We start from the raw sequence: 21548 nt of genomic DNA on the forward strand, positions 1-21548 counted from the left end.
GGTGTGGCGGCTGCGCAAGGAGCTGGCCGGCTCAGGGGCGTTGGGTGACATCGGCGCGCACATCATCGATACCGCGCAGTTCATCACCGGGCAGCGTTTGACGCAGGTCTCAGGGCTGACCGAGACGTTCGTCACCCAGCGGCCGCTGGCCGAGGCCTCGGCCGGCCTGTCGGCCGCGGCGGGTGGCGGTTCGGGGGTGGAGATGGGTGACGTCGACGTCGACGACGCGGCGTTGTTCATCGGCCGTCTCAGCGGTGGCGCGCTGGCGTCGTTCGAGGCCAGCCGCTTCGCGACCGGGCGTAAGAACGCGTTGCGGATCGAGGTGAACGGTTCCGCGGCGAGTTTGGCGTTCGATTTCGAGGCGATGAACGAGCTGTGGTTCCACGATCACGCGTTGCCGGCCGAGGAGGCGGGTTTCCGCCGGGTGCTGGTCACCGAGGCCGGGCACCCGTACGCGGGAGCGTGGTGGCCCCCGGGCCACGGCCTGGGGTATGAGCACACCTTCACCCACGAGGTGAAGGACTTCGTCGAGGCGATCACCTCCGGTGTCGCCCCGGCTCCGTCGTTCGACGACGGGTTGAACGTCCAGCGCGTGCTGGCCGCGGTCGAGCGCAGCGCCGCCGACCAGAGCCGGATGACGGCGATCGAGGAGGTATGACGGAGCCTGCCACCCATCGGGTGCACACCCGGTGAGCGGGCCCCGTCACCCGCGTGACGGGCGCGCGAACCGAGTTCGCCCGCCCGTCACGCGGCCGACGACGGTTCTCAGTCCAGGACGACGATCTGGCGCAGGACCTCGCCGCCCCTGAGCGCCGCCACGGCGTCGTTGAGGTCGGCCAGCCTGATGCGGGAGCTGATCATGCTCTCCAGGTCGAGCTTGCCCGCCTTGTAGAGCCCGGCGAAGAACGGGAAGTCGCGCCGGACGTCCGAGCCGCCGTACAGCGAGCTGAGGATGTTCTTGCCCTCGAACAGCAGGTTGAAGGCGCTCAGCGGGACGTTGTCGTCCATCGCGCCCGCGCCCACCACGATCGTGTCGCCACCCCGGCGGGTCGCCTGCCAGGCCGTCATGATGGCGGCGGACTTGCCGACGGCCTCGAAACCGTAGTCGAACCCGGCGCCGCCGGTGAGCGTGCCGACCGCGTCCATGAGCTGGTCGGGTGTGATGGCGTGGGTCGCGCCGACCTTCTTGGCGAGGGCGTGCTTGGACTCCAGGGGGTCGATCGCGAGGATCGTGGTGGCGCCGGAGATGCGGGCGCCCTGGATCACCGACAGGCCGATACCGCCCGCGCCGACCACGGCGACGGTCGAGCCCGCCCTCACCTTGGCCGTGTTCAGCGCCGCGCCGACGCCGGTGGTGATCCCGCAGCCGATCAGGGCCGCGGCCTCGAACGGCACGTCGGAATCGACCTTGATCGCCCCCTGCCAGGGCACGACGATCTCCTCGGACCAGGTGCCGCACCCGGCCATGCCGAACGCCGGGGTGTCGCCGCCGTAACGGAAGCGGGCGTTGACGAAGCTGTCCATCACGTACGTCATGCACAGGAAAGGCTGGTTCACCAGGCAGTTCGCACAGCTGCCGCAGGCCGGGGTCCAGTTGACGATGACGTGGTCGCCGGGTTGTACCGAGGTCACGTGGTCACCGACCTCGACGACCTCTCCCGCCCCCTCGTGGCCGGGGACGACCGGCAACGGCATGGGCAGCACGCCGCTGATCACCGACAGGTCCGAATGGCAGACGCCGGTGGCCCTGATCTTGACGCGGACATCCGTCGGGCCCATCGGCGCGAGGGTGAGGTCATCGCGGATGTCGAGCTTGTCGTCGCCGACGGCATGCAGAAGCGCACCACGCATGGGGGGTCCTCCTAGTTCTCCTCAAGGGAGAGTGCGGCTTTGGGACAGGACCGGACCGCGTGCCGGACGCGGTCCAGCATCTCCGGCGGCGGCTCAGGCAGCAGCACGTGCAGCTGGTCGTCGTCGTCGAGCTCGAAGACCTCCGGGGCGAGTCCCATGCAGATCGCATTGGCCTCACAGACCAGATAGTCGACTTTGATTTTCATACGGGCCTCCTAACCGGGAATGGCGAGCTTACGGTGATCCCAGGAGATCACTCGACTCGGCTCGACCACGAAGGCGACCCTTTTACGGCCGGTGTAGGCCACGTACTCGGTGAGTGACTCCTCCGCGTCGGGCATCCCGGCCATCCGTCTGGTCACGTCCATGCCGATGCCGAGGACGCCCTCAAGGTCGTCGATCCTGCGCGCCACCCCGTAGACGAGGACACCGCGCAGGTCGGAGTATTCGTCTCCGGCCTCGATCAGGCAGCTCACCCGGGCGTCGCGCTGGATGTTGAGCGTCTTCTGCGCCTTGCCGTAGGTCCAGAACGAGATCTTGCCCTCGGCCAGCCCGTAGAACATGGTCACCATGTGCGGTGTTCCGTCGGGGTTGATCGTGCCGAGTTGCAGCTTCCGAGACTCGGCGATGAAAGCCGTCACCTCGTCGTCGGTCATCACGATGCGGGCGCGCTGGTTCACGGTGCAAAGTAGAACATGTTCCACAAGGTCGGGCAAGGGCGGTCGGAATGTTGTTCGGTCTCGGTAGTCTGCTGCGATGAGCATCGCCACCATGCCGGCCGACCTGCTGTACGTCGCCCAGCGCGCCAAGGGTTTCATGCCACCCGAGGAAGGAGTCGCGCTGTTCGAGACCGCCGCCGAGTACGGCCCGCGGGGTCCGATCTGCGAGATCGGCAGCTACTGCGGGAAGTCCGCCGTCTACCTCGGGGCGGGGGCCCGGCAGGCGGGGTCCGTCGTCTTCACCGTGGACCACCACCGGGGTTCCGAGGAGATCCAGCCGGGCTGGGCCCACCACGACCCCACGCTGATGGACCTCCGCTTCGGCAAGATGGACTCGCTGCCCACCTTCCGCACCACCATCGCCTCCGCGGGGCTGGAGGACGAGGTCGTCGCGATCGTCGGCAGCTCCGAGCGCGTCGCCGCGCTGTGGAACACACCGCTCGCGATGCTCTTCATCGACGGCGGCCACTCCGAGGATCCGGTGACCAAGGACTACGAGGGGTGGGCCCCGCACGTCATGCCGGGCGGCGCCCTGGTCTTTCACGACATCTACCCCGACCCGGCCCAGGGCGGGCAGGCTCCGTACCGCGTCCACCAGCGGGCCCTCGCCTCCGGTGCGTTCAGGGAGGTCCGGCAGGAGGGCTCGCTGCGGGTGCTCGAACGGGTCGGATCCGGCATCGGCTGACGGAAAGCGTCGCGTGGAGGCGTGCCGCGAGCGTGCGGCGGAGGTGGGGGGGTAGGGCCGCGTGCAGACCCCGGCCCGCGCCGACGATCACCAGGGCGAAGAACAGCCCGGAGACGACATGAAACTGGAGCAGCAGCCCGTAGACCGTCGCCGTGGCGAGGCCGAACACGACCTGCTCACGCGGCCTGGCGGGGGAGGTGCCCGGCTCGACGATCACGTATCCGGCGTAGAGGGCGAAGGCCGTCCCGGTCATCGGCAGCAGCGCGCTCACCGTCGACACGTCGGTCAGCGCGCCCCTGACCAGCGCCTGCAGGGCGAAACCGCCCGTCCAGCCCACGAGCAGCGGCAGCCTCCCCGCGAGCCTGGCGTTCACCGCCGTGCCCCAGGCGAGTACGGCGAGTGGCACGACCAGGTCGAACGGCCCCGAGACCCACGCGGTGAACTGGTACGCCGGAGCGAGGCCGACCCACGGGAACAACAGCAGCACGGCGACGATCCCGAAGGCCGCCGGGTTCAGGAACGGGCTCCCCGGCACGTCCTCGGTCCTTCGCCCCTGCTCCGGGGTCTCCGGTGCTTTCACGCGGGAGACGTCCGGTGCCTTCATGCGGAAGACGTACGTGCCGCCAACGCCGATGAGGACGGCGAGTGCGATCGGCATCAGGTGCCCGTTGCCGTACAGCAGCATCGCGCAGAGCAGGCCGCACACGTAGGACGGCAGGAGGAGGCCGACGACCCGGGCGCGGGGCACGCCGAGATAGCGGGGCGGGCGTCGCCACGACCACGCCTCCACCGTCTCCAGCACGAGTTCGGCGGTCACGCCGGTGAGCACGCCGACCACCGGTGCCAGGCAGGACTGTTCGAACCCGAGCACGGTGTGCCCGAGCACAGTGATCAGGGTGAGGGACGCCGCCAGCCGCCGGAACGCCCTCTCTCGCCTCGGGTCGGCGTTCATGGCCGCCGGATTTTCGAGGCGTGGCCGTCGGGATTCGATGCCGGCTCTCGCCTCGGGTCGGCGTTCATGGCCGCCGGATCTCCGAGGCGCGGTCGTCGGCGAGCAGGATCTGATGCCAGCCGGGCTCCAGGGACACGGACGTGGTCCGTGTGCCGCCGCAGGCGTTTCTCCAGGAGATCTCGACGGGGACGACGGGGTCCGGCAGGTCGTCGCCGAGGCCGAAGAGCAACTCGGGTGCGGAGACGCCGTTGTGGCCGTTGGCGGGGTAGAGCTGCCTGCTACGCGTGACCCCGCCGGGCAGGCGCACCGTGGCGACGGCGCCGATGGCGGGCCGCGTCGGCCCGGGGTGTGCCGCTCCGGCCCATGCCTGTCCGGGATGTTCCGGTTGGGATGGCACTCGGGCTCGCGCCTCGCCGAGCGTCTCTTGCCCGGGCCGCACGTGTCCGGGCCGCGGCCGCCCCTCTGGGTGTGCCGCTCCGGCCATACCGGCCATGCCGCAGGCACCGGCGGGGAGGCGGAGCCGCAGGCCCACGAACGGGGCCGTCGGCCCGTGGTTGCTGTAGAGCACCGACGCGGACCACTGGTTGGCGACCGCGAAGTCCAGCCGCCCGTCGTCGTCGACGTCGCCCACGGCGAAGGCCCGGCTGACCGCACCCTCACCGTCCCCGCCGTCCCCGCCGGCGCCGTCGACCCCGGCTCGCCGCGCCACGTCCACGTAGCGGCCGTCCGGTCCCCTGATGAAGAAGGTGTTGGTCTCGCGTCCCGACAGGTCGTCCCCGACCTTCAGATCCGGCCACAGCGAAGGGCGGGAGAGGAACAGGTCGTTGGCCGACTCCGCCTCCCGCAGCCGCGCCCACCGGTCGACCTCACCCCTGGCGAACCCGGTCGCGTGCATGATCTCGTCGATGCCGTCGTTGTCGAAATCGGCGGCCTTGACGTCCCAGGACCAGCCGCTGCGGCTCAGTCCCAGTTCCTCGCCGAGGTCGTCGTACGGCGCGTGACCCTCGTGGAGCCCTCCTCGCCGTGACACGAAGGCGAAGTCGCCCTCGCGCGGCGCGGGGTCCCCGCTGAGGTTGCTCACCAGGATGTCCGGCCTGCCGTCGGCGTTGAGGTCGGTGAAGGCCACCCCCATCCCCCGGAAGGAGTCGCGGCCGAGGACCCGCGAGGAGGGAGTGGCCAGGTGTCGGGTGCCCCTCGCCTCGGTGAACCGGACCCTGCCGGGCGCAGACTCGTTGACCAGCAGGTGGTCGGGACCGAAGTCGTTGGCCACGTACAGTTCGGGCCGTCCGTCGCCGTCCAGGTCCTGGGTGCCCAGCGCGAGGGTCCAGCCCCGGCCCTCGCCCGCGACCTCGTCGAACACCCCCTTCGCCTCGGTGAACAGCGCGGGTCCCGTCGCCCGGTAGAGCCGGTCGCCGCCCCCGTTGGCCGCGGCGGACGGCGAGTCGGGCATCACGGCGTCGTCGCTGTCGCCTTGGTCGTCGCTGTCGTCGCTGTCGTCGCGGTCGGCCTGGTCGCCGCTGTCGCCGCCCAGCACCCTGACGCCGTCGGGGAAGTAGTTGCCGAAGACGAGGTCGAGACGGCCGTCCCCGTCGAAGTCTCCGGCCGTGGCGGCGCTGGTGTTCCAGATCTCCGGCTCGGCGGTGAGCGAACGGTGGCGGAAGGCCGCACCGGACGGGGGCTCGCCGGGGACGCGCAGGAACAGGGAGGGGGAGCGGCCCCAGTAGTAGACGACCAGGTCCTCCCAGCCGTCCTGGTCGAGATCGGCGGGCAGGCATCCCGTCGGTGCCTCGTGCCGTCCGCGCTCGGGGGGGACCAGCGTGAACGGCCGGTAACGGCGCGAGGTCCCCGGCGCGGGCCTCACGGTCACCGTGTCGCGGCGGGGATCGACCAGGCACAGGTCGTCGGCGACGACTCCGCCGTCCACGTCGAACAGGGCCACCCCGGCGCCCAGCGACGACGCCGGGCTTCCGAGGCGCGCGTACCCCGGCGCGACCGGCCGCAGGAGACGGTCACCGGCCCGCGAGGGAGGGCTCAGCGGTCTCGCATGGAAGGAGAAGGTGGCGGACGCCTCCACCGCCGAGGTGTCCGGCAGGGCGGTCAGCCTCCACCCGGCGGTCGCGGACACCAGGGCGAGGAATCCCGCCGCGCATCTGCGAACCCCACCGCCCCTCCGAGTCACGGACCCGAACGTAGTGAGCCGCATTCAGCCCTTCAAGCACCGCGTTTCTGGTTCCGTGCAAAGAAACCGCCGGGGGTTCAGCTCCTGGAGCGGGCGTGGCTGCAGCCGCACGCGGCGGTGGGACGGTCGGTCACGTACCCGCCCGCGTCGCGGAAGATGCCCGAGGCGGGGGTGTGCCCGTCCAGCGCGTCGGCGGCGAGCACGACCGCGGCCGCGGTGTAGGCCGAGCGCTCGTGCGGGAAGTGCTTGCCGTTCACGAACTGCCAGCCGGTCCAGTACGAGCCGTCCTCGTGCCGCAGGTGCTGCATGTCGGAGAAGAGCCGCAGCGCCCGTCCCCGGTCGCCCAGGGCGTCGAGGGCGAGCACCAGCTCGCACGTCTCCGCGCCGGTCACCCACGGCTGGTCGGAGACGCAGCGGATGCCGAGACCCGCCTCCACGAACGTGTCCCACTCCTCGGCGAGCCGTGTCTCCGCGGCCTGGCCGCGCACCGCGCCGCCCAGGATCGGGTAGTACCAGTCCATCGAGAAGCGGCTCTTGTCGGCGAACGCCTCGGGGTGGGCGGCCAGCACGTGGCCGAGCTGGTCGGCGGCGAGCTCCCAGTCGGGCTGTGGGTCACCCAGGTGCTCGCCGAGCAGCACACCGCAGCGCAGACTCTGGTGGATGGAGGCGCAACCGGTCAGCAGGGCGTACGCGGCGGGCCTGCCGTCGGCCGCGCGCTCCCAGACGATCTCACCTCGGGTGGTCTGCAGGCCGACCACGAAGTCCAGCGCCGTCCGGACGACCGGCCACATCCGCCGGGCGAAGTCCTCGTCTCCGGTCACCAGGAGTTCGTGCCAGACGCCGACCGCGACGTACGCGGCGTGGTTGGACTCCCCGCCCTGCTCGACGGCCTCGCCGCCGACGAGTTTCATCGGCCAGGAACCGTCGGCCCGCTGTGTGCGGACGAGCCAGTCGTACCCTCGGCGGACCGGGCCGGTCAGCCCCGCCACGCTCATCGCCATCAGGCACTCGATGTGGTTCCAGGCGTCCACGTGTCCCTCGGGCCACGGGACGCCGCCGTCGGCCTCCTGCACCGCCGCGATGCTCCGGGCGGTGAGGACGACCTCTTCCCACTCCATGCAGCCGCTCACTGCCTCTCCTTCGGAGGTCACGCGGGCTTGCGGACGTAGAGCACCACGCTTTTGCCGATGAGCGGGTTGAGCACGGCCTCGGCGATCCTGGTGGCGGCGGGGCGCTTCATGATGTCCCAGACCAGCAGCTCGTGGTACGCCTTGGCCAGCGGGTGGTCGTTGTTGTCGACGCCGACCGCGCACTTGATCCACCAGTAGGGCGCGTGCAGGCCGTGGGCGTGGTGGTGCGGGCCGATGACGAAGCCCGTCGACTTGAGCTTCGCGCTCAGCTCGGCGAGCGTGTAGATGCGGACGTGCCCGCCGGGAGCGGTGTGGTACGCCTCGTCGAGTGCCCAGCAGATGCGTTCGGGCAGGAAGCTCGGCACGGTGACGGCCGCCTGGCCGCCCGGCTTGAGCACCCGGAAGATCTCGCGCATCGCGGCCATGTCGTCGGGGATGTGCTCCAGCACCTCCGCGGCGATCACCCGGTCGAAGCCGCCGTCCTCGAACGGCATGTCGAGCGCGTCGCCGGTCACGGTCTCCGCCGTCGCCCCCGGCGGCACCTCCCCGGCCTTGTCCATCGCGGAGAACATGCTCGCCACGTCCTCCAGCTCCTTGGCGTCCATGTCGAAGGCCACCACGTCGGCGCCGCGCCGCAGCACTTCGAAGGCGTGCCGTCCGCCGCCACAGCCCAGGTCCAGGACTCGGGTCCCCGGGCCCACGGGCAACCGGTCGAAGTCGACAGTCAGCACTCGCCGCTCCTTGTGAGAGGTGGTCGTTTCAGGGTGTCGCTCACTTCGGTTGTTTCAGGGTGTCGCTCACTTCGCCCGGCGGGCCTGGATGGCCTCGTGGTAGGCCTCCACGGTCCGTTGGGCGACGACGTTCCAGGTGAAGCGCTCCATGACCCGGTCGTAGCCCTTCTTGCCGACCGCGGCACGCTCCTCGGGGGAGTCGTGCAGGCGGCGCAGCACCGCGGCGAGCTCCTCGGGGTCGCCGGGGGCCACCTGTATGGCGGCGTCGCCGACGACCTCGGGCAGCGCCCCGGTGCGGCTCGCGACGAGCGGGGTGCCGCAGGCCATGTGCTCGACGGCCGGCAGCGAGAAGCCCTCGTACAGGGAGGGGACGACCGAGATCTCCGAGGTGGCGATCAGCTCGCCCAGCTCGGCGTCGGAGATGCCGTGCACGAATTTGACCCGGTCCTGCAGCGCCAGCTCGCCGACGAGCTTCTCGGTCGGGCCGCCGGGGGTGGGCCTGCTCACCACGGTCAGGTTGACGTCGCGTTCGGTGGCGAGCTTCGCCACGGCTCTCAGCAGGGTCGCGACGCCCTTCATCGGGGAGTCGGCGCTCGCGACCGCGACGATGGACCCGGGTCGCTTGGGAATCTCCGGGCGCGGGTGGAAGTAGCGGGTGTCGACGCCCAGCGGGATGAGCCGCATGTTCTTCTGCGGCACGTTGAAGTCGCGGTGGATGTCGGCGAGGGACGACTCGCTCACGGTGAGGATCGGGCTGAGCCGGGGCGCGACCTTGGCCTGCATCCGCACGAAGCCGTACCAGCGCCGCATCGGGAGCTTCTTGCGCAGCGTCGCGGCCTTGATCTCGATGCGCCGGTCCACGCTGATCGGGTGGTGGATGGTCCCGACCACGGGGAACAGCTTCTGGATGCCGAGCACGCCGTAGCCGAGGGTCTGGTTGTCCTGCACGACGTCGAAGTCGCCGACGCGCTTCTTCAGCTCGCGGTACGCCCGCAGGCTGAAGGTGAGCGGCTCGGGGAACCCGGCGGTCCACATGGTGCCGACTTCGAGCAGGTCGATCCAGTCGCGGTACTCGCTCAGCCCGGGGGTGCGAAAGGGGTCCTCGTCGCGGTACAGGTCAAGGCTGGGGATCTTGGTGAGGACGACGCCCTCGTCGAGCTCCGGGTAGGGCTGGCCGGAGAAGACCTCCACACTGTGCCCGAGTGCGACCAGCTCGCGACTGAGATGACGCAGGTAGACGCCCTGCCCACCGCAGGTCGGTTTGCTGCGGTACGACAGCAGCGCGACCCGCAGTGATTCAGCACCCGGCACGGCAACCCCCTTCTCAACCTGTCCGAAAAGGGGACAGGTACCGTGAAAGATGACCTTTGTCCTCGGACCCTACCATTCACGAACCCTGTTGTACCTGATGTGGAATTGTCCCTAGATCGCGCTTCACGGCGTGCGAACTGGGAAGTTAGCCTTATCGAGCGTGATTCGGTGTAACGCGTTCTAGGTGTGTTGTGCCTCAGGGGGATGGTGCCTGCCGGGTGCTCTGCGGGTACATTCGCCATCAAACGGCACAAGACCCGGCATAGGTTGCCGCCCCCGCAAGCGAGGAGGACGCGTTGGCCAGGCGCGCGCTGATCACCGGTATCACCGGGCAGGACGGTTCCTATCTGGCAGAGTGCCTGCTCGGTCAGGGCTACGAGGTCTCCGGTCTTGTCCGCGGGCAGGCCAACCCCCGGGTCCCACGTTTCCGCAAGCTCCTGCAGGACGTCCAGCTCGTCCGGGGAGACCTGCTTGACCAGGGTTCGCTGATCTCCGTTGTCGAGAAGGTCCAGCCCGACGAGGTCTACAACCTGGGCGCGATCTCGTTCGTCCCCATGTCGTGGGAGCAGGCCGAACTCACCGCCGAGGTGACCGGCATGGGCGTGCTGCGCATGCTTGAGGCGATCCGGGTCTGCTCGGGCATCTCCTCCTCGCGCACGGCGGCGGGATCGGGCCAGATCCGCTTCTATCAGGCGTCCTCCTCGGAGATGTTCGGCCAGGTCCGCGAGACCCCGCAGACCGAGATCACCCCCTTCCACCCCCGCTCGCCGTACGGTGTGGCCAAGGCGTACGGGCACTTCCTGACGCAGAACTACCGCGAGTCGTACGGCATGTACGCGGTGTCGGGGATCCTGTTCAACCACGAGTCCCCGCGCAGGGGGGCCGAGTTCGTCACCAGGAAGGTGTCGCTCGGCGTGGCCAGGATCAAACTCGGCCTCGCCTCCGAGCTGCGCCTGGGCAACATGGAGGCGCGCCGCGACTGGGGATTCGCCGGAGACTACGTCCGCGCGATGCACCTGATGCTCCAGGCGGACACGCCCGAGGACTATGTGATCGGCACCGGCCGCACCCAGACCGTCCGCGACCTCGTGCAGGCGGCCTTCACCGCCGCCGGGCTCGACTGGGAGCGGTACGTCGTCACCGACCAGACCCTGCACCGCCCGGCCGAGGTCGACCTGCTGTGCGCGGACCCGAAGAAGGCCCGCGTCCAGCTCGGCTGGGAGCCCACGGTCGGCTTCGAGGAACTCGTGGCGATGATGGTCGAGTCGGACATCAAGCTGCTCTCCGAGGGCGGCGACCCCGACCAGGACTCCTCCTGGCCCTGACCTTCACCTCTCTCGGCGGTCCGAACGCACCTCCCTGATCGGTCCGAACTGCCCCGATCCTCACCCCTGGGCGGTCCGAACGCACTTCCCCGCGAGGTCCGAGCGGTCCGAGCCTCACCCCGAGCGGTCCGAACGATCCCGAGCCGGCCTTGCCGGGGCCGGTGACTCTTTCCGGCCTCCCGGTCCTGAGTCGGTCCGGGCATTCAATAGACGAGTCGTAGCGTCTCGTCTTGACAGCGTGTGCGACAGGGGGAATGCTGTGTCATAAGCGAGACGATACGTCTCGTCGCATGTGGCGATTCCACCGATCCCACGCCAAAGGTCTCGACGGACCCCCCGACGGCATCCCGGCAGAATTCCAACAGAGGAGAAACCATGCCCCGACGCGCGCACATCGCGATGGTCAGCATCCCCGCGCCGGGCCACGTGAACCCGAGCATCGCAGTGATCAGGGAGCTGGTGGCGCGGGGGCACCGGGTGACCTACGCCAACGACCCCTCCTTCGCCGACGTGATCACCGGTGCCGGGGCCGAACTCGTCCCGTACACCTCGACCCTGCCCATGGGAGACAGCGCCGAGTGGCCGGAGGACACGGTCGCGCAGCTCGACGTCTTCCTCGGCGACGCGATCTCGATGCTGCCGCAGCTCCGCGCCGCGTACGACAACGACCGGCCCGACCTGTTCCTCTACGACATCGGTGGCTACACCGCCCGGGTGCTCGCGGAGAACTGGGACATCCCCCTGATGCAGCTCTCGCCGACCTACGTGGCCTGGGAGGGCTACCGGGAGGAGATGGCGCCGATGGTCGAGGAGCTGAAGAAGGCTCCGGGCGGGGCCGAGCACTACCGGCGGTTCGACGAGTGGCTGCACGACAACGGCATCCGCGACACCGACTCCCACGACTTCGGGGGCCGTCCGCCACGGGCGCTCGCGCTCATCCCGAAGGTCATGCAGCCCAACGCCGACCGGGTCGACCCCGCCAGGATCACCTTCACCGGGCCCTGCTTCGCCACCCGTGCCCACCAGGAGCCCTGGGTCCGGCCCGAGGAGGCGGAGAAGGTGCTGCTCGTCTCCCTGGGTTCGGCCTTCACCAACCTGCCGGACTTCTACCGCTCCTGCCTGGCCGCTTTCGGGGACCTGCCCGGCTGGCACGTCGTCCTGCAGGTCGGGAGGTTCGTGGACCGGGCGGAACTCGGTGCGATCCCCGCCAACGTCGAGGTGCACTCCTGGGTCTCGCAGCTCTCGATCCTGGAGCGGGCCGACGCGTTCGTCACCCACGCGGGCATGGGCGGCAGCCAGGAGGGCCTGTACTGCGGCGTCCCGATGATCGCCGTCCCGCAGGCCGCCGACCAGTTCGGCAACGCCGACAGGCTCGTGGAACTCGGGGTCGGCCGCCGGATCGACACCGAGGACGCCACCCCGGAGGCGTTGCGCGCCGCCCTGCTCGACCTCACCTCCGACCCGGAGGTGGCGGCTCGGCTGGCGAAGCTCAGGAACGAGGTCCGGGGCGAGGGCGGCACCGTCCGCGCGGCCGACCTGATAGAGGAAATGCTTTGACCTCCTCCTCGGCCTGAAGGGCCGGGGATTCTCCCGCCGCGTCGCGGTTGAGCGGCGCGGGGTTTGACGCGTAGCCCCTCAGGCCGGCGGAGCGGCGGTGCGGTCCGCGAGGCGTTCGTGGCGTTGCTTGGCCGCCTGAGGGGTGGCGAGGCCGAGACCGAACGCGATCTCCTGCCAGGTGAGGCCGCAGCCCCGCGCCATGAGGAGGAGCGAGGCCTCAAGCTCGTCCATCTCCGCGCGGGCCCTGGGCAGAAGGGTGAGGGCGGCGGTGATGTCGGCGTGGTCCACCTCCGGCTCGCCCTCCTCGCGGTGGGCACTGCCGCTCAGCAGGAACGTAACGAGCCTGACGGCCTCGTGGGCTCCGAGGACCGTGGGGTGGACCTGCCGGAGGCGCTGGGATTCGTCGGTCGCGTGGCGCTCGGCGATGCGCGAGAGGGAGGCGTACTCGCGGTGCGTCCGGGTCAGGGCCGGATCGGGAGCGGTGAAGGGGTCGGATGATCCGTCGTGATGAGCGGGCATGCGACCAGGATGATCCAGTGCACAGCCTGTTGTCAACAATTTGAATTCAACAGAATGTTTAAAGGATGGGGGTGACGCCGCTACGGCGACCCGTCGACCGGCGCGGAAAGGCGCACGGGAGACATGGGCGGTAGACACAGGAGGACGCGCTGGGAAACGGTGGGACACGGGGAGATTCGCCCGGTTTTTAGTGGCCCCACCGCGAGTCGGATGCATCGGTGGCACCACCGTGAGTCACTGGTGTGAGCCGGATTCTCCGGTGCCTCCGACATGGGAGGGCGCCCCTCCCATGTCGTGTCCGGTGTCGCCCGACCTCAGCCGACGGTGACCGGCAGGTCCTTGATGCCGTTGATGAAGTTGGACCGCAGGCGACGGGCCTCGCCCGCCTGCTCCAGGTTGGGCAGCCGCTCGGCCAGCACCTCGAACAGGACCCGCAGCTCCAGCTTGGCGAGATGGTTGCCCAGGCAGAAGTGCGCGCCGCCGCCGCCGAAGCCGATGTGCGGGTTGGGGTCGCGGCCGATGTCGAAGACGCCGGGGTCGGCGAACACCTCCTCGTCCCGGTTGGCGGAGCTGTAGAAGATCACGACCTTGTCGTCCTCCTTCACCTCCTGCCCGCCGATCATCGTGTCGGCGGTGGCCGTACGGCGGAAGAGGTTCACCGGGGCGACCCAGCGGACGATCTCGTCGGCCGCGGTGCGGGCGAGGGAGCGGTCGGCGACGAGGCGCCGCCACTGCTCGGGGTTCTCGAAGAAGGCGAGCATGCCGCCCGAGGCGGCGTTGCGGGTGGTCTCGTTGCCCGCCACCACGAGCAGCAGCACGAACAGGTCGAACTCCTCCTCGGTGAGGGTCTCCCCGGCGGCGTCGGGCATGATCAGCTTGGTGACGATGTCCTCGCGGGGCTGGGCGCGTCGCTCGGCGGCGAGGGTGTTGGCGTAGGCGTAGACCTCCATCGCCGCGTTCGTGCCCTCTTCGGGGTCGGCCGCGTAGTCGGGGTCCTCGGCCCCGATCATCTGGTTGGACCAGTTGAAGATCTTGTCGCGATCCGCGACGGGGGCGCCGAGCAGCTCGCAGATCACGTACAGCGGGAGCGGGGCGGCGATGTCCCTGACGAAGTCGACCGAGCCGCGCCCCTTGGCCTCGTCCACCAGTTCGTGGCAGATGTCGCGGATGTGCCCCTCCAGGGCGTTCATCATGCGCGGGGTGAAGCCCCGGTTGACCAGGGAGCGCCGCCGGGTGTGCTCCGGTGGGTCCTGGTTGAGCATCATCAGCCGCTGGAGGGCCCTCTGGTCCTCGGGGATCTCGTTGAAGAGCGCGAGCTTCCTGCTCGACGAGAACAGGTCGGAGCGGCGGGAGACGTGCACCACGTCGGTGTGCTTGGTGACCGCCCAGAAGCCCGGCCAGCCTCGCTCGGCGTCGCCGGGGTGCGCGTAGACCGGCGCGTTCGCCCGCAGCCAGGCCAGCTGTTCGTAAGGCGCGCCGTTCTGCCAGTAGAAATCCTGGTCGACCAGATCGATATCCAATGGTCCTCCTGCGAACCGGTCGGCGCTTTCGTGACACGGTTCATATCGGCGCGATTTCGGGGGTGCGGTCAGCGGCGTACCCTCACGCGTTCGCCGAGAATCCATCGCGAACGTGGCGATCGCGGGACTTTTTGGAGCTCCCGCCTTTCGCTCCGGGCACGCCGAGTTACCGAGTGCCTGAGCGGGCGCTCGGCGATTCTTCTTTCTGGAACGTGTTCTATTACGGTAAGGGGGCCCCGTCAAGTCGGGGCCCGTACGGCGACCGCGATCAGGGGGCGGCGAGCTTGACGATCGTGTAGGACCCGCCGGCTTCGGCGTCGACGGTGACGACGTCACCGTCGCGACGCGGGGTGACGATCCCGCCGCGCTCGTCCTCGACGTGGTGGCGGCCATCGATCATGGCGGCGCGGACCCTGAGGGGACCGGATTTCCCGGCGTGCACGGTGACCCTGTCGGCGTCGCCGTCCCTCCACGAGACGTCCACGGTCACGTCGCCCCGGGCGCGCAGGCCGGTGACCGAACCGGTGGGCCAGGCGGACGGCAGCGCGGGCAGTACGTGGATCGTGCCGTGCACGCTCTGCAGCAGCATCTCGGCCATGCCGGAGGTGGCGCCGAGGTTGCCGTCGATCTGGAACGGCGGGTGGGTGTCCCACAGGTTGTCCAGAGTGGAGCCCCTGAGCTGCTCGCCGAGCATCCTGTGCGCATGGTCGCCGTCCAGCAGGCGAGCCCAGAAATTGATCTTCCACGCCTTGCTCCAGCCGGTGCCGCCGTCGCCCCGCGCGGTGAGCGAGATCCTGGCCGCCTCGGCCTCCGGGGTGCCGGCGATGATCTGCCGTCCGGGATGCAGCGCGAACAGGTGGGAGACGTGCCGATGGGTGTTACCCGGATCGTCGAGGTCCTCCTTCCACTCCTGGAGCTGTCCCCAGGACCCGATCCGGATCCCCGGGTCGAGCATGGCCAGCGCGGCCGTCACCTCGGCCTGGAAGGCCGTGTCGGCCCCGAGCGTCCTCGCCGCCTCCAGGGTGTCGGTCAGCAGTTGAAAGACGATCTGCTGGGACATCGAGGCGCCCGCCGTGAAGTCGCCCTGCTCAGGAGAGTAGCTGGGGGAGACCACCAGCCCGCCGTCACGCGGGTCGGCGTGGAGGGTGTCCAGCCAGAACTCGGCCGCGCCCTTCATCACCGGGTACGCGGTCTCGCGCAGGTAGTCGATGTCGCCGCAGAAACGGTAGTGGTCGTACATCCGCAGGGTGAGCCACGCCGCCGCCTCGGGGAACCAGAACGCGGTGGCCCAGTCGTGCACGCCGGTGAAGCCGAACGGGTTGGTCTCGTTGTGCACCACCCAGCCGCGCGCCCCGAACATCTCCCGCGCGGTCCTCGCGCCGGGGGCGACCAGCGACCGGATGTAGCGGTCGTACGGCTCGGTCGTCTCGGCGAGGTTGGTCTGCTCGGCGAGCCAGTAGTTCATCTGCAGGTTGATGTTGACGTGGTAGTCGGCCGCCCAGGGGGGATCGGTGGAGTCGTTCCACACGCCCTGCAGGTTCGCCGGGAGCGCCCCTGCCCTGGAGGAGGCGATCAGCAGGTAGCGGCCGTAGGCGAAGAACATCGCCTCCAGCGCCCGGTCGTCGGCCGAGGTGCCGCCGGTGTAGGCCGCGCGCAACCTGTCGGTCGGGACGGCCGGGGTCCTCTGCCCGAGGTCGAGCCCGACCCGGTCGAACAGCCTGCGGTGGTCGGCCCGGTGCTCGGCCCTGAGCTCCTCGTACGATCTGCGGGAGGCCTCGTCGACCGCCCCGGTCACCCTGGCGTGCGGGTCGGCGCTCCGGTAGGCGGGGTGGACGTCGGAGTAGTCGGTGCCCGCCGACAGGACGAACACCGCGCTGTCCGCGCCCGTGACGGTGATCTCGTCGACGCCGTCGACGCGGGTGCCGCCCCGCGTGACCACCTGTACCTGCGCCTCGAACCTCATGCCGTTGTCGGCGAGTACGCCCCTGACGGTGAGGCGACCCTCGGAGACCGAGACCTGTCTGTCGTCCCTGTCGTCGCGGGGCGAGGAGGTACGCAGCGTGAAGAAGACCTCGCCGCCCCTGTCGGCGGAGAGCCGGCCGACGACGACGTCGCCGGGGTGGCTGGCGAAGTACTCGCGGGAGTGGGTCACCCCGCTCGCGGTGTAGCCGACCCTGGCGACCGCCTCACGCAGGTCCAACTCCCTGCGATAACCGGTGACGGTGTCCTCGGGCGTCTCGGTGTCCGGGGGGATCCCGGGGCCGCCGTGCATGTCCAGCCAGAGGTCCCCGAAGGTCTGGTAGGCGCCGAAGCCGCTCCTGGGTTGCCCGAGCCTGGCCGCCACCGCCTCGGGGGACATCGCGCCGTCGCGGTCGATCCGTGCCCTGACCTCGGCGATCGCGTTCGGCCTGGGGGAGGCCCAGTTGCCGAAGTCGTAGCCGTTCGCCCCGGGGCCGCCGGTCCACAGTGACTTCTCGTTGAACTGGATCCGCTCGCGGCCGACGCCGCCGAACACCATGGCACCCAGCGCGCCGTTACCGATCGGTAACGCCTGGGTCTCCCAGTCGGCGGCCGGCCTGTCGTACCAGAGCGTCAAGTCATCGGGTGTATCCGAGGACGTCATGTTCGAACCCTTCCATCTGCGGTTACCTCTCGATGGTGGAGGAGACGTTTCGATCTGTGAGGGGTTGACATCGAGGTTCGGTGTCGTTCAACATCACGAGACAAGACATCCGATGTATCGATAAAGGACGCGGCGTGAAGCTACTGCGAGTGGGACCGGTGGGCCAGGAGCGACCGGCCATTCTGGACGAGGCCGGTAACCTCCGTGCAATCTCGGAAGCCGAGATCGACGGGGCTTTCTTCGCTTCGGGGGGCGTGGCTCGGGTCCGCGAGGCGCTGGAGCGGGACGAGCTTCCCGTGCTGGACGCCGAAGGACTGCGGATCGGCGCCCCGATCGCGCGGCCCGGGAAGATCGTGTGCATCGGCCTCAACTACATCGACCACGCGACGGAGACGAACGCCGCCACCCCGGCCGAGCCGATCGTCTTCATGAAGGCGCCCAACACGATCGTCGGGCCCAACGACGAGGTGCTCATCCCCAGGGACAGTGTGAAGACCGACTGGGAGGTCGAGCTGGCCGTCGTCATCGGCGAGACGGCCCGCTACGTCGAGACGCACGAGGAGGCGCTGTCCAAGGTCGCGGGCTACGCCATCTCCAACGACGTCTCCGAGCGCGAGTTCCAGCTGGAGCGCGGCGGCCAGTGGGACAAGGGCAAGTCCTGCGAGACCTTCAACCCGCTCGGTCCCTGGCTGGTCACCCCCGACGAGATCCCCGACCCGCAGGCCCTGGGGCTGCGCCTGTGGGTGGACGGGGAGCGGTTCCAGAACGGCGACACCAAGAACATGATCTTCACCGTGGCGGAGGTGATCCGCTACCTCAGCCGGTTCATGGTCCTCGAACCCGGTGACCTGATCAACACCGGCACCCCGGCGGGCGTCGCGCTCGGCCTGCCCGGCACGCCGTACCTGCGCGCGGGACAGGTCGTGGAGCTGGAGGTCGACGGACTCGGGCGCCAGCGGCAGACCATGGGACAGGCGTGAGCGACGAAACGGTACGGAGGTCTCTCAATGGGTGAGTTCGACGGCATGCGCGCCCTGGTCACCGGCGGCGGATCCGGCATCGGGCTGGCCACCGCCACCCTGCTGGCCGAACGGGGGGCGAGGGTGGCCTCCCTCGACATCAACGCCTCCGGTGGCCCGTTCGTCGAGGTGAGGGCCGACGTCACCGACGAGGAGGCGGTCCGTGCGGCCGTCGCCGAGGCCGTCGAACGACTCGGTGGCCTGGACATCCTGGTGAACAACGCCGGGATCGGCGCCGCCGGGACGATCGAGGACAACCCCTACGAGGAGTGGGCCAGGGTCATGGACGTCAACGTCCTGGGCATCGTCCGGGTCACCCGGGCGAGCCTGCCGCACCTGCGCCGCTCGGAGCACGCCGTGATCGTCAACACCTGCTCGATCGCGGCGACGGCGGGACTTCCCCAGCGGGCGCTCTACAGCGCCTCCAAGGGGGCGATCCAGTCGTTGACGCTGGCGATGGCGGCCGACCACGTGCGCGAGGGCATCCGGGTCAACTGCGTCAACCCGGGCACCGCCGACACCCCCTGGGTGCAGCGCCTGCTGGATGCGGCGCAGGACCCGGAGGCCGAGCGGGCGGCGCTGGAGGCCCGCCAGCCGATGGGCCGCCTGGTGAGCGCTCCGGAGGTCGCCGCGGCGATCGCCTACCTCGCGAGCCCGCTCGCGGCGGCCACCACCGGCACGATCCTGGCCGTGGACGGCGGGATGCAGGGGCTCAGGCTCCGGCCGAAGTCGTGACCGGGATCCCGGCTGGATCGCAGAAACGGAACGGAGCAGGCGGTGCGGGTTAGCAGGTACGGCTTCGGTGCGGCCCCGATCGGGAACCTGTTCTCGGAGGTCGGTGAGGACGTGGCGCGCGCGGCGGTGGACGCGGCCTACGAGGCGGGGGTCCGCCTGTTCGACACCGCGCCCCACTACGGGCTCGGCCTGTCGGAACGACGGCTCGGCGCCGCCCTGGCGGAAAGGCCCCGCGACTCCTACACCCTGTCCACCAAGGTCGGACGTCTGATCGTGCCGGCTGTCGGCGAAGGCCCCTTCGGCCGGGACGACCAGGGCTTCGACGTCCCCGGGGACATGCGCCGGGTGTGGGACTTCTCCCGCGACGGGATCCTGCGGTCGCTGGAGGAGAGCCTGGAGCGACTCGGCCTCGACGCGGTCGACATCGCCCTGATCCACGACCCGGACGACCACTGGGAGCAGGCGGTCTCCGAGGCGTACCCGGCCCTCGCCGAACTACGTGACCAGGGCGTCGTGAAGGCCGTCGGGGTCGGCATGAACCAGACGGGGATGCTCGCCGCGTTCGTCCGCGAGACCGGCGTCGACACGGTCATGCTCGCCGGGCGCTACACCCTCCTCGACCAGTCGGGGGAGGAGGAGCTGCTGCCCCTGTGCGTCGAGCGCGGCGTCTCGGTGCTCGCCGCCGGGGTCTTCAACAGCGGACTGCTCGCCACCCACGACCCGTCGGGCACCTACGACTACGCCCCCGCCCCCGGACCGCTCCTGGAGCGGGCCCGCCGCATCGCCGCCGTCTGCGAACGTCATGACGTCACCCTCCCCCAGGCGGCCCTCGCCTTCCCTCTGCGCCACCCGGCCGTCGCGAGCGTCGTGATCGGCGTCCGCTCCGCCGCCGAGGTCACCCGCAACGCGGAACTGGCCGCCGCCCCCGTCCCCGAAGCCCTCTGGACCGACCTCGCCGCCGAAGGTCTCATCTCCTGAGCCGCCCGGTCTCCGTTGAATTTCGCGGGACCGTCGCGCCCGGTGTCGATTTCGTCGGACGCCGTTCGTGTGAAGGGTAGGAAGGCGGCCATAGTGCCGCACCGATCCAGGAGGCGCGATGAAACAGTATCTGCTCAGCATCTATCAGCCCGACGGAGACGTTCCCGCGCCCGACGTGATGGAACCGATCGTACGGAACCTGGGCGCACTGGAAGAGGAGATGCGGGCCGCCGGCGTCTGGGTCTTCTCCGCCGGACTGCACCCCCCGGACACGGCGACCGTGATCCGCGTCAAGGACGGTGACACGCTCATGACCGACGGCCCGTACACCGAGGGCAAGGAACACCTCGGCGGGTTCACGATCATCAGGGCGCCGGACCTCGACGAGGCGCTCGAATGGGGACGCAGGCTCGCCCTGGCGATCGGCCTTCTCCCCGTCGAGGTGCGGCCGTTCCAGGGTGGGGCGGGCGGCTGACGTCCAGGATGGAGGGCGTTCCCGCCTCGAAGATCGACCGTGTGTTCCGTGCGGAGTACGGGCGCGCGGTCGCGGTCCTGGTCCGCCTCCTCGGTGACATCGACCTCGCCGAGGAGGCGGTCCAGGACGCCTTCACCGTGGCGGTACGGCTGTGGCCCTCCACCGGCCTGCCGCCGAACCCGGCGGGGTGGATCATCACGACCGCCCGCAACAGGGCGATCGACCGGTTCCGGCGGGAGACGACCCGCCAGGACCGCCATGCCCAGGCGGCCCTGCTGTACGCCGGCGACGAGCCATTGGAGGAGGGCGCGGTGCGCGACGACCGGCTCCGTCTGATCTTCACCTGCTGTCATCCCGCGCTCTCGGCCAACGCCAGGGTCGCGCTGACGCTGCGGCTCCTGGGCGGGCTCACCACCGCCGAGATCGCCCGGTCCTTCCTGGTCCCCGAGGCGACCATGGCCCAGCGGATCGTCCGGGCGAAGAACAAGATCCGCGACGCGGGGATCCCGTACCGGGTCCCGGCCGAGGCCGATCTCCCGGACCGGCTCAGGTCCGTCCTGGCCGTGATCTACCTCATCTTCAACGAGGGGCACACGGCGAGCTCGGGCGAGCGGCTGGTGCGCGAGGAGCTCTGCGCGGAGGCCGTCCGGCTGGGAAGGCTCCTGGCCGAGCTCATGCCCGACGAACCCGAGGTCATGGGGCTGCTCGGGCTCATGCTGCTCGTCGAGTCCCGCCGGGCCGCCCGCACCACGCCGGACGGCGACCTGGTGCTGCTGGCGGACCAGGACCGGAGCCGGTGGGATCGCGACCTGATCACCGAGGGCCAGGCCATCGTCCGCCGCTGCCTGCGGCGCGACCGGCCGGGCCCGTACCAGATCCAGGCCGCGATCAACGCCGTGCACAGCGACGCGCCGACCGCGGCCCTCACCGACTGGTGGCAGATCCTGGCGCTGTACGACCGGCTTCTGGCTCTCGTCCCCAACCCGGTCGTGGCACTCAACCGCGCCGTCGCGGTGGCCGAGGTCGACGGGCCGCAGGCGGCGCTCACCCTGGTCGAGGGCCTCGACCTTGATGACTACCACCCGTTCCACGCCGTCCGCGCCGACCTGCTCAGGCGTCTGGGCCGCACCACCGAGGCGGCGCGGGCCTACGAAGCGGCGATCGCCCTCACCCACAACGAGACCGAGCGCGATTTCCTGCGGCGCAGCCGCGAGGCACTCGCCTGAGTCCGGCGCCTGT

General features: G+C 70.1%; 20 protein-coding genes. 9 read left to right on the forward strand and 11 right to left on the reverse strand.

The genetic code is table 11. The features are described 5' to 3' along the window. The coding region (locus tag ACIBH4_RS19680; RefSeq protein ID WP_399172533.1) for a Gfo/Idh/MocA family protein at positions 1 to 658 on the forward strand (658 nt) is incomplete at its 5' end. 107 nt (positions 659 to 765) lie between these two features. On the opposite strand, the gene ACIBH4_RS19685 is transcribed toward ACIBH4_RS19680, so the two are convergent. From ACIBH4_RS19685 to ACIBH4_RS19695, 3 genes are read right to left on the reverse strand one after another with little or no spacing between them, the layout of a single operon-like run. After that, positions 766 to 1851, reverse strand: a complete 1086-nt coding sequence (locus ACIBH4_RS19685) for a Zn-dependent alcohol dehydrogenase (protein WP_362507333.1) — start codon at positions 1849 to 1851, stop codon at positions 766 to 768. Positions 1852 to 1862: 11 nt separating this feature from the next. After that, on the reverse strand, positions 1863 to 2057 hold the full coding sequence (locus ACIBH4_RS19690; RefSeq protein ID WP_362507336.1) for a ferredoxin: 195 nt from the start codon (positions 2055 to 2057) through the stop codon (positions 1863 to 1865). A gap of 9 nt (positions 2058 to 2066) precedes the next feature. Further along, positions 2067 to 2531, reverse strand: a complete 465-nt coding sequence (locus ACIBH4_RS19695) for a pyridoxamine 5'-phosphate oxidase family protein (RefSeq protein ID WP_362769993.1) — start codon at positions 2529 to 2531, stop codon at positions 2067 to 2069. A gap of 76 nt (positions 2532 to 2607) precedes the next feature. Here ACIBH4_RS19695 and ACIBH4_RS19700 point away from each other — a divergent pair, with 76 nt between their 5' ends. Continuing rightward, a complete protein-coding gene (locus ACIBH4_RS19700) occupies positions 2608 to 3255 on the forward strand; it encodes a class I SAM-dependent methyltransferase (protein WP_362507342.1) in 648 nt (215 codons plus the stop codon). On the opposite strand, the gene ACIBH4_RS19705 is transcribed toward ACIBH4_RS19700, so the two are convergent. The 5 genes from ACIBH4_RS19705 to ACIBH4_RS19725 form a co-directional block, all read right to left on the reverse strand. Further along, positions 3191 to 4207: an enediyne biosynthesis protein UnbU gene (locus ACIBH4_RS19705; protein ID WP_362769995.1), complete on the reverse strand. Its 1017-nt coding sequence runs from the start codon at positions 4205 to 4207 to the stop codon at positions 3191 to 3193. The two genes, ACIBH4_RS19700 and ACIBH4_RS19705, sit on opposite strands and share 65 nt — an antisense overlap. Positions 4208 to 4271: 64 nt before the next feature. Next, entirely contained in the window at positions 4272 to 6386 is a 2115-nt protein-coding gene (locus ACIBH4_RS19710; protein ID WP_362769997.1) for a CRTAC1 family protein, read from the reverse strand. 77 nt (positions 6387 to 6463) lie between these two features. Continuing rightward, positions 6464 to 7504: a prenyltransferase gene (locus tag ACIBH4_RS19715; protein WP_362770008.1), complete on the reverse strand. Its 1041-nt coding sequence runs from the start codon at positions 7502 to 7504 to the stop codon at positions 6464 to 6466. A 29-nt stretch (positions 7505 to 7533) separates the two neighbouring features. Then, positions 7534 to 8247: a methyltransferase domain-containing protein gene (locus ACIBH4_RS19720; protein WP_362507354.1), complete on the reverse strand. Its 714-nt coding sequence runs from the start codon at positions 8245 to 8247 to the stop codon at positions 7534 to 7536. A 66-nt stretch (positions 8248 to 8313) separates the two neighbouring features. Further along, positions 8314 to 9558 (reverse strand): glycosyltransferase family 4 protein, encoded by a 1245-nt coding sequence (locus tag ACIBH4_RS19725; protein ID WP_362507356.1) that lies wholly within the window; start codon positions 9556 to 9558, stop codon positions 8314 to 8316. A 296-nt stretch (positions 9559 to 9854) separates the two neighbouring features. On the opposite strand from ACIBH4_RS19725, the gene ACIBH4_RS19730 reads away from it, so the two are divergent. Both ACIBH4_RS19730 and ACIBH4_RS19735 read left to right on the forward strand, forming a co-directional pair. Further along, entirely contained in the window at positions 9855 to 10883 is a 1029-nt protein-coding gene (locus ACIBH4_RS19730; protein ID WP_362507358.1) for a GDP-mannose 4,6-dehydratase, read from the forward strand. Between the two features lie 375 nt (positions 10884 to 11258). Further along, a complete protein-coding gene (locus ACIBH4_RS19735) occupies positions 11259 to 12440 on the forward strand; it encodes a macrolide family glycosyltransferase (RefSeq protein ID WP_362507361.1) in 1182 nt (393 codons plus the stop codon). A 78-nt stretch (positions 12441 to 12518) separates the two neighbouring features. Here ACIBH4_RS19735 and ACIBH4_RS19740 read toward each other — a convergent pair whose 3' ends face one another. The 3 genes from ACIBH4_RS19740 to ACIBH4_RS19750 form a co-directional block, all read right to left on the reverse strand. Continuing rightward, positions 12519 to 12959, reverse strand: a complete 441-nt coding sequence (locus ACIBH4_RS19740) for a DNA-binding protein (protein WP_362769999.1) — start codon at positions 12957 to 12959, stop codon at positions 12519 to 12521. Positions 12960 to 13273: 314 nt separating this feature from the next. Continuing rightward, a complete protein-coding gene (locus tag ACIBH4_RS19745) occupies positions 13274 to 14479 on the reverse strand; it encodes a cytochrome P450 (RefSeq protein ID WP_362507367.1) in 1206 nt (401 codons plus the stop codon). A 268-nt stretch (positions 14480 to 14747) separates the two neighbouring features. After that, complete coding sequence (locus ACIBH4_RS19750; RefSeq protein WP_362770000.1) at positions 14748 to 17075, reverse strand: glycoside hydrolase family 95 protein; 2328 nt, start codon at positions 17073 to 17075, stop codon at positions 14748 to 14750. Between the two features lie 161 nt (positions 17076 to 17236). Between ACIBH4_RS19750 and ACIBH4_RS19755 the strand changes: the two genes are divergently transcribed. The 5 genes from ACIBH4_RS19755 to ACIBH4_RS19775 all read left to right on the forward strand — a co-directional run bounded on the left by ACIBH4_RS19755 (position 17237) and on the right by ACIBH4_RS19775 (position 21535). Next, on the forward strand, positions 17237 to 18082 hold the full coding sequence (locus ACIBH4_RS19755) for a fumarylacetoacetate hydrolase family protein (RefSeq protein ID WP_362507373.1): 846 nt from the start codon (positions 17237 to 17239) through the stop codon (positions 18080 to 18082). Positions 18083 to 18109: 27 nt separating this feature from the next. Beyond that, a complete protein-coding gene (locus ACIBH4_RS19760) occupies positions 18110 to 18856 on the forward strand; it encodes an SDR family oxidoreductase (protein WP_362507376.1) in 747 nt (248 codons plus the stop codon). 42 nt (positions 18857 to 18898) lie between these two features. Beyond that, positions 18899 to 19834, forward strand: a complete 936-nt coding sequence (locus tag ACIBH4_RS19765) for an aldo/keto reductase (protein ID WP_362507379.1) — start codon at positions 18899 to 18901, stop codon at positions 19832 to 19834. A gap of 118 nt (positions 19835 to 19952) precedes the next feature. Next, entirely contained in the window at positions 19953 to 20309 is a 357-nt protein-coding gene (locus ACIBH4_RS19770) for a YciI family protein (RefSeq protein ID WP_362507382.1), read from the forward strand. 41 nt (positions 20310 to 20350) lie between these two features. Next, on the forward strand, positions 20351 to 21535 hold the full coding sequence (locus ACIBH4_RS19775; RefSeq protein WP_362507385.1) for an RNA polymerase sigma factor: 1185 nt from the start codon (positions 20351 to 20353) through the stop codon (positions 21533 to 21535). Positions 21536 to 21548: the final 13 nt, after the last annotated feature.

The organism is Streptosporangium sp. NPDC050284 (genome assembly GCF_044459525.1).
In the GTDB taxonomy this organism is placed as follows: domain Bacteria; phylum Actinomycetota; class Actinomycetes; order Streptosporangiales; family Streptosporangiaceae; genus Streptosporangium.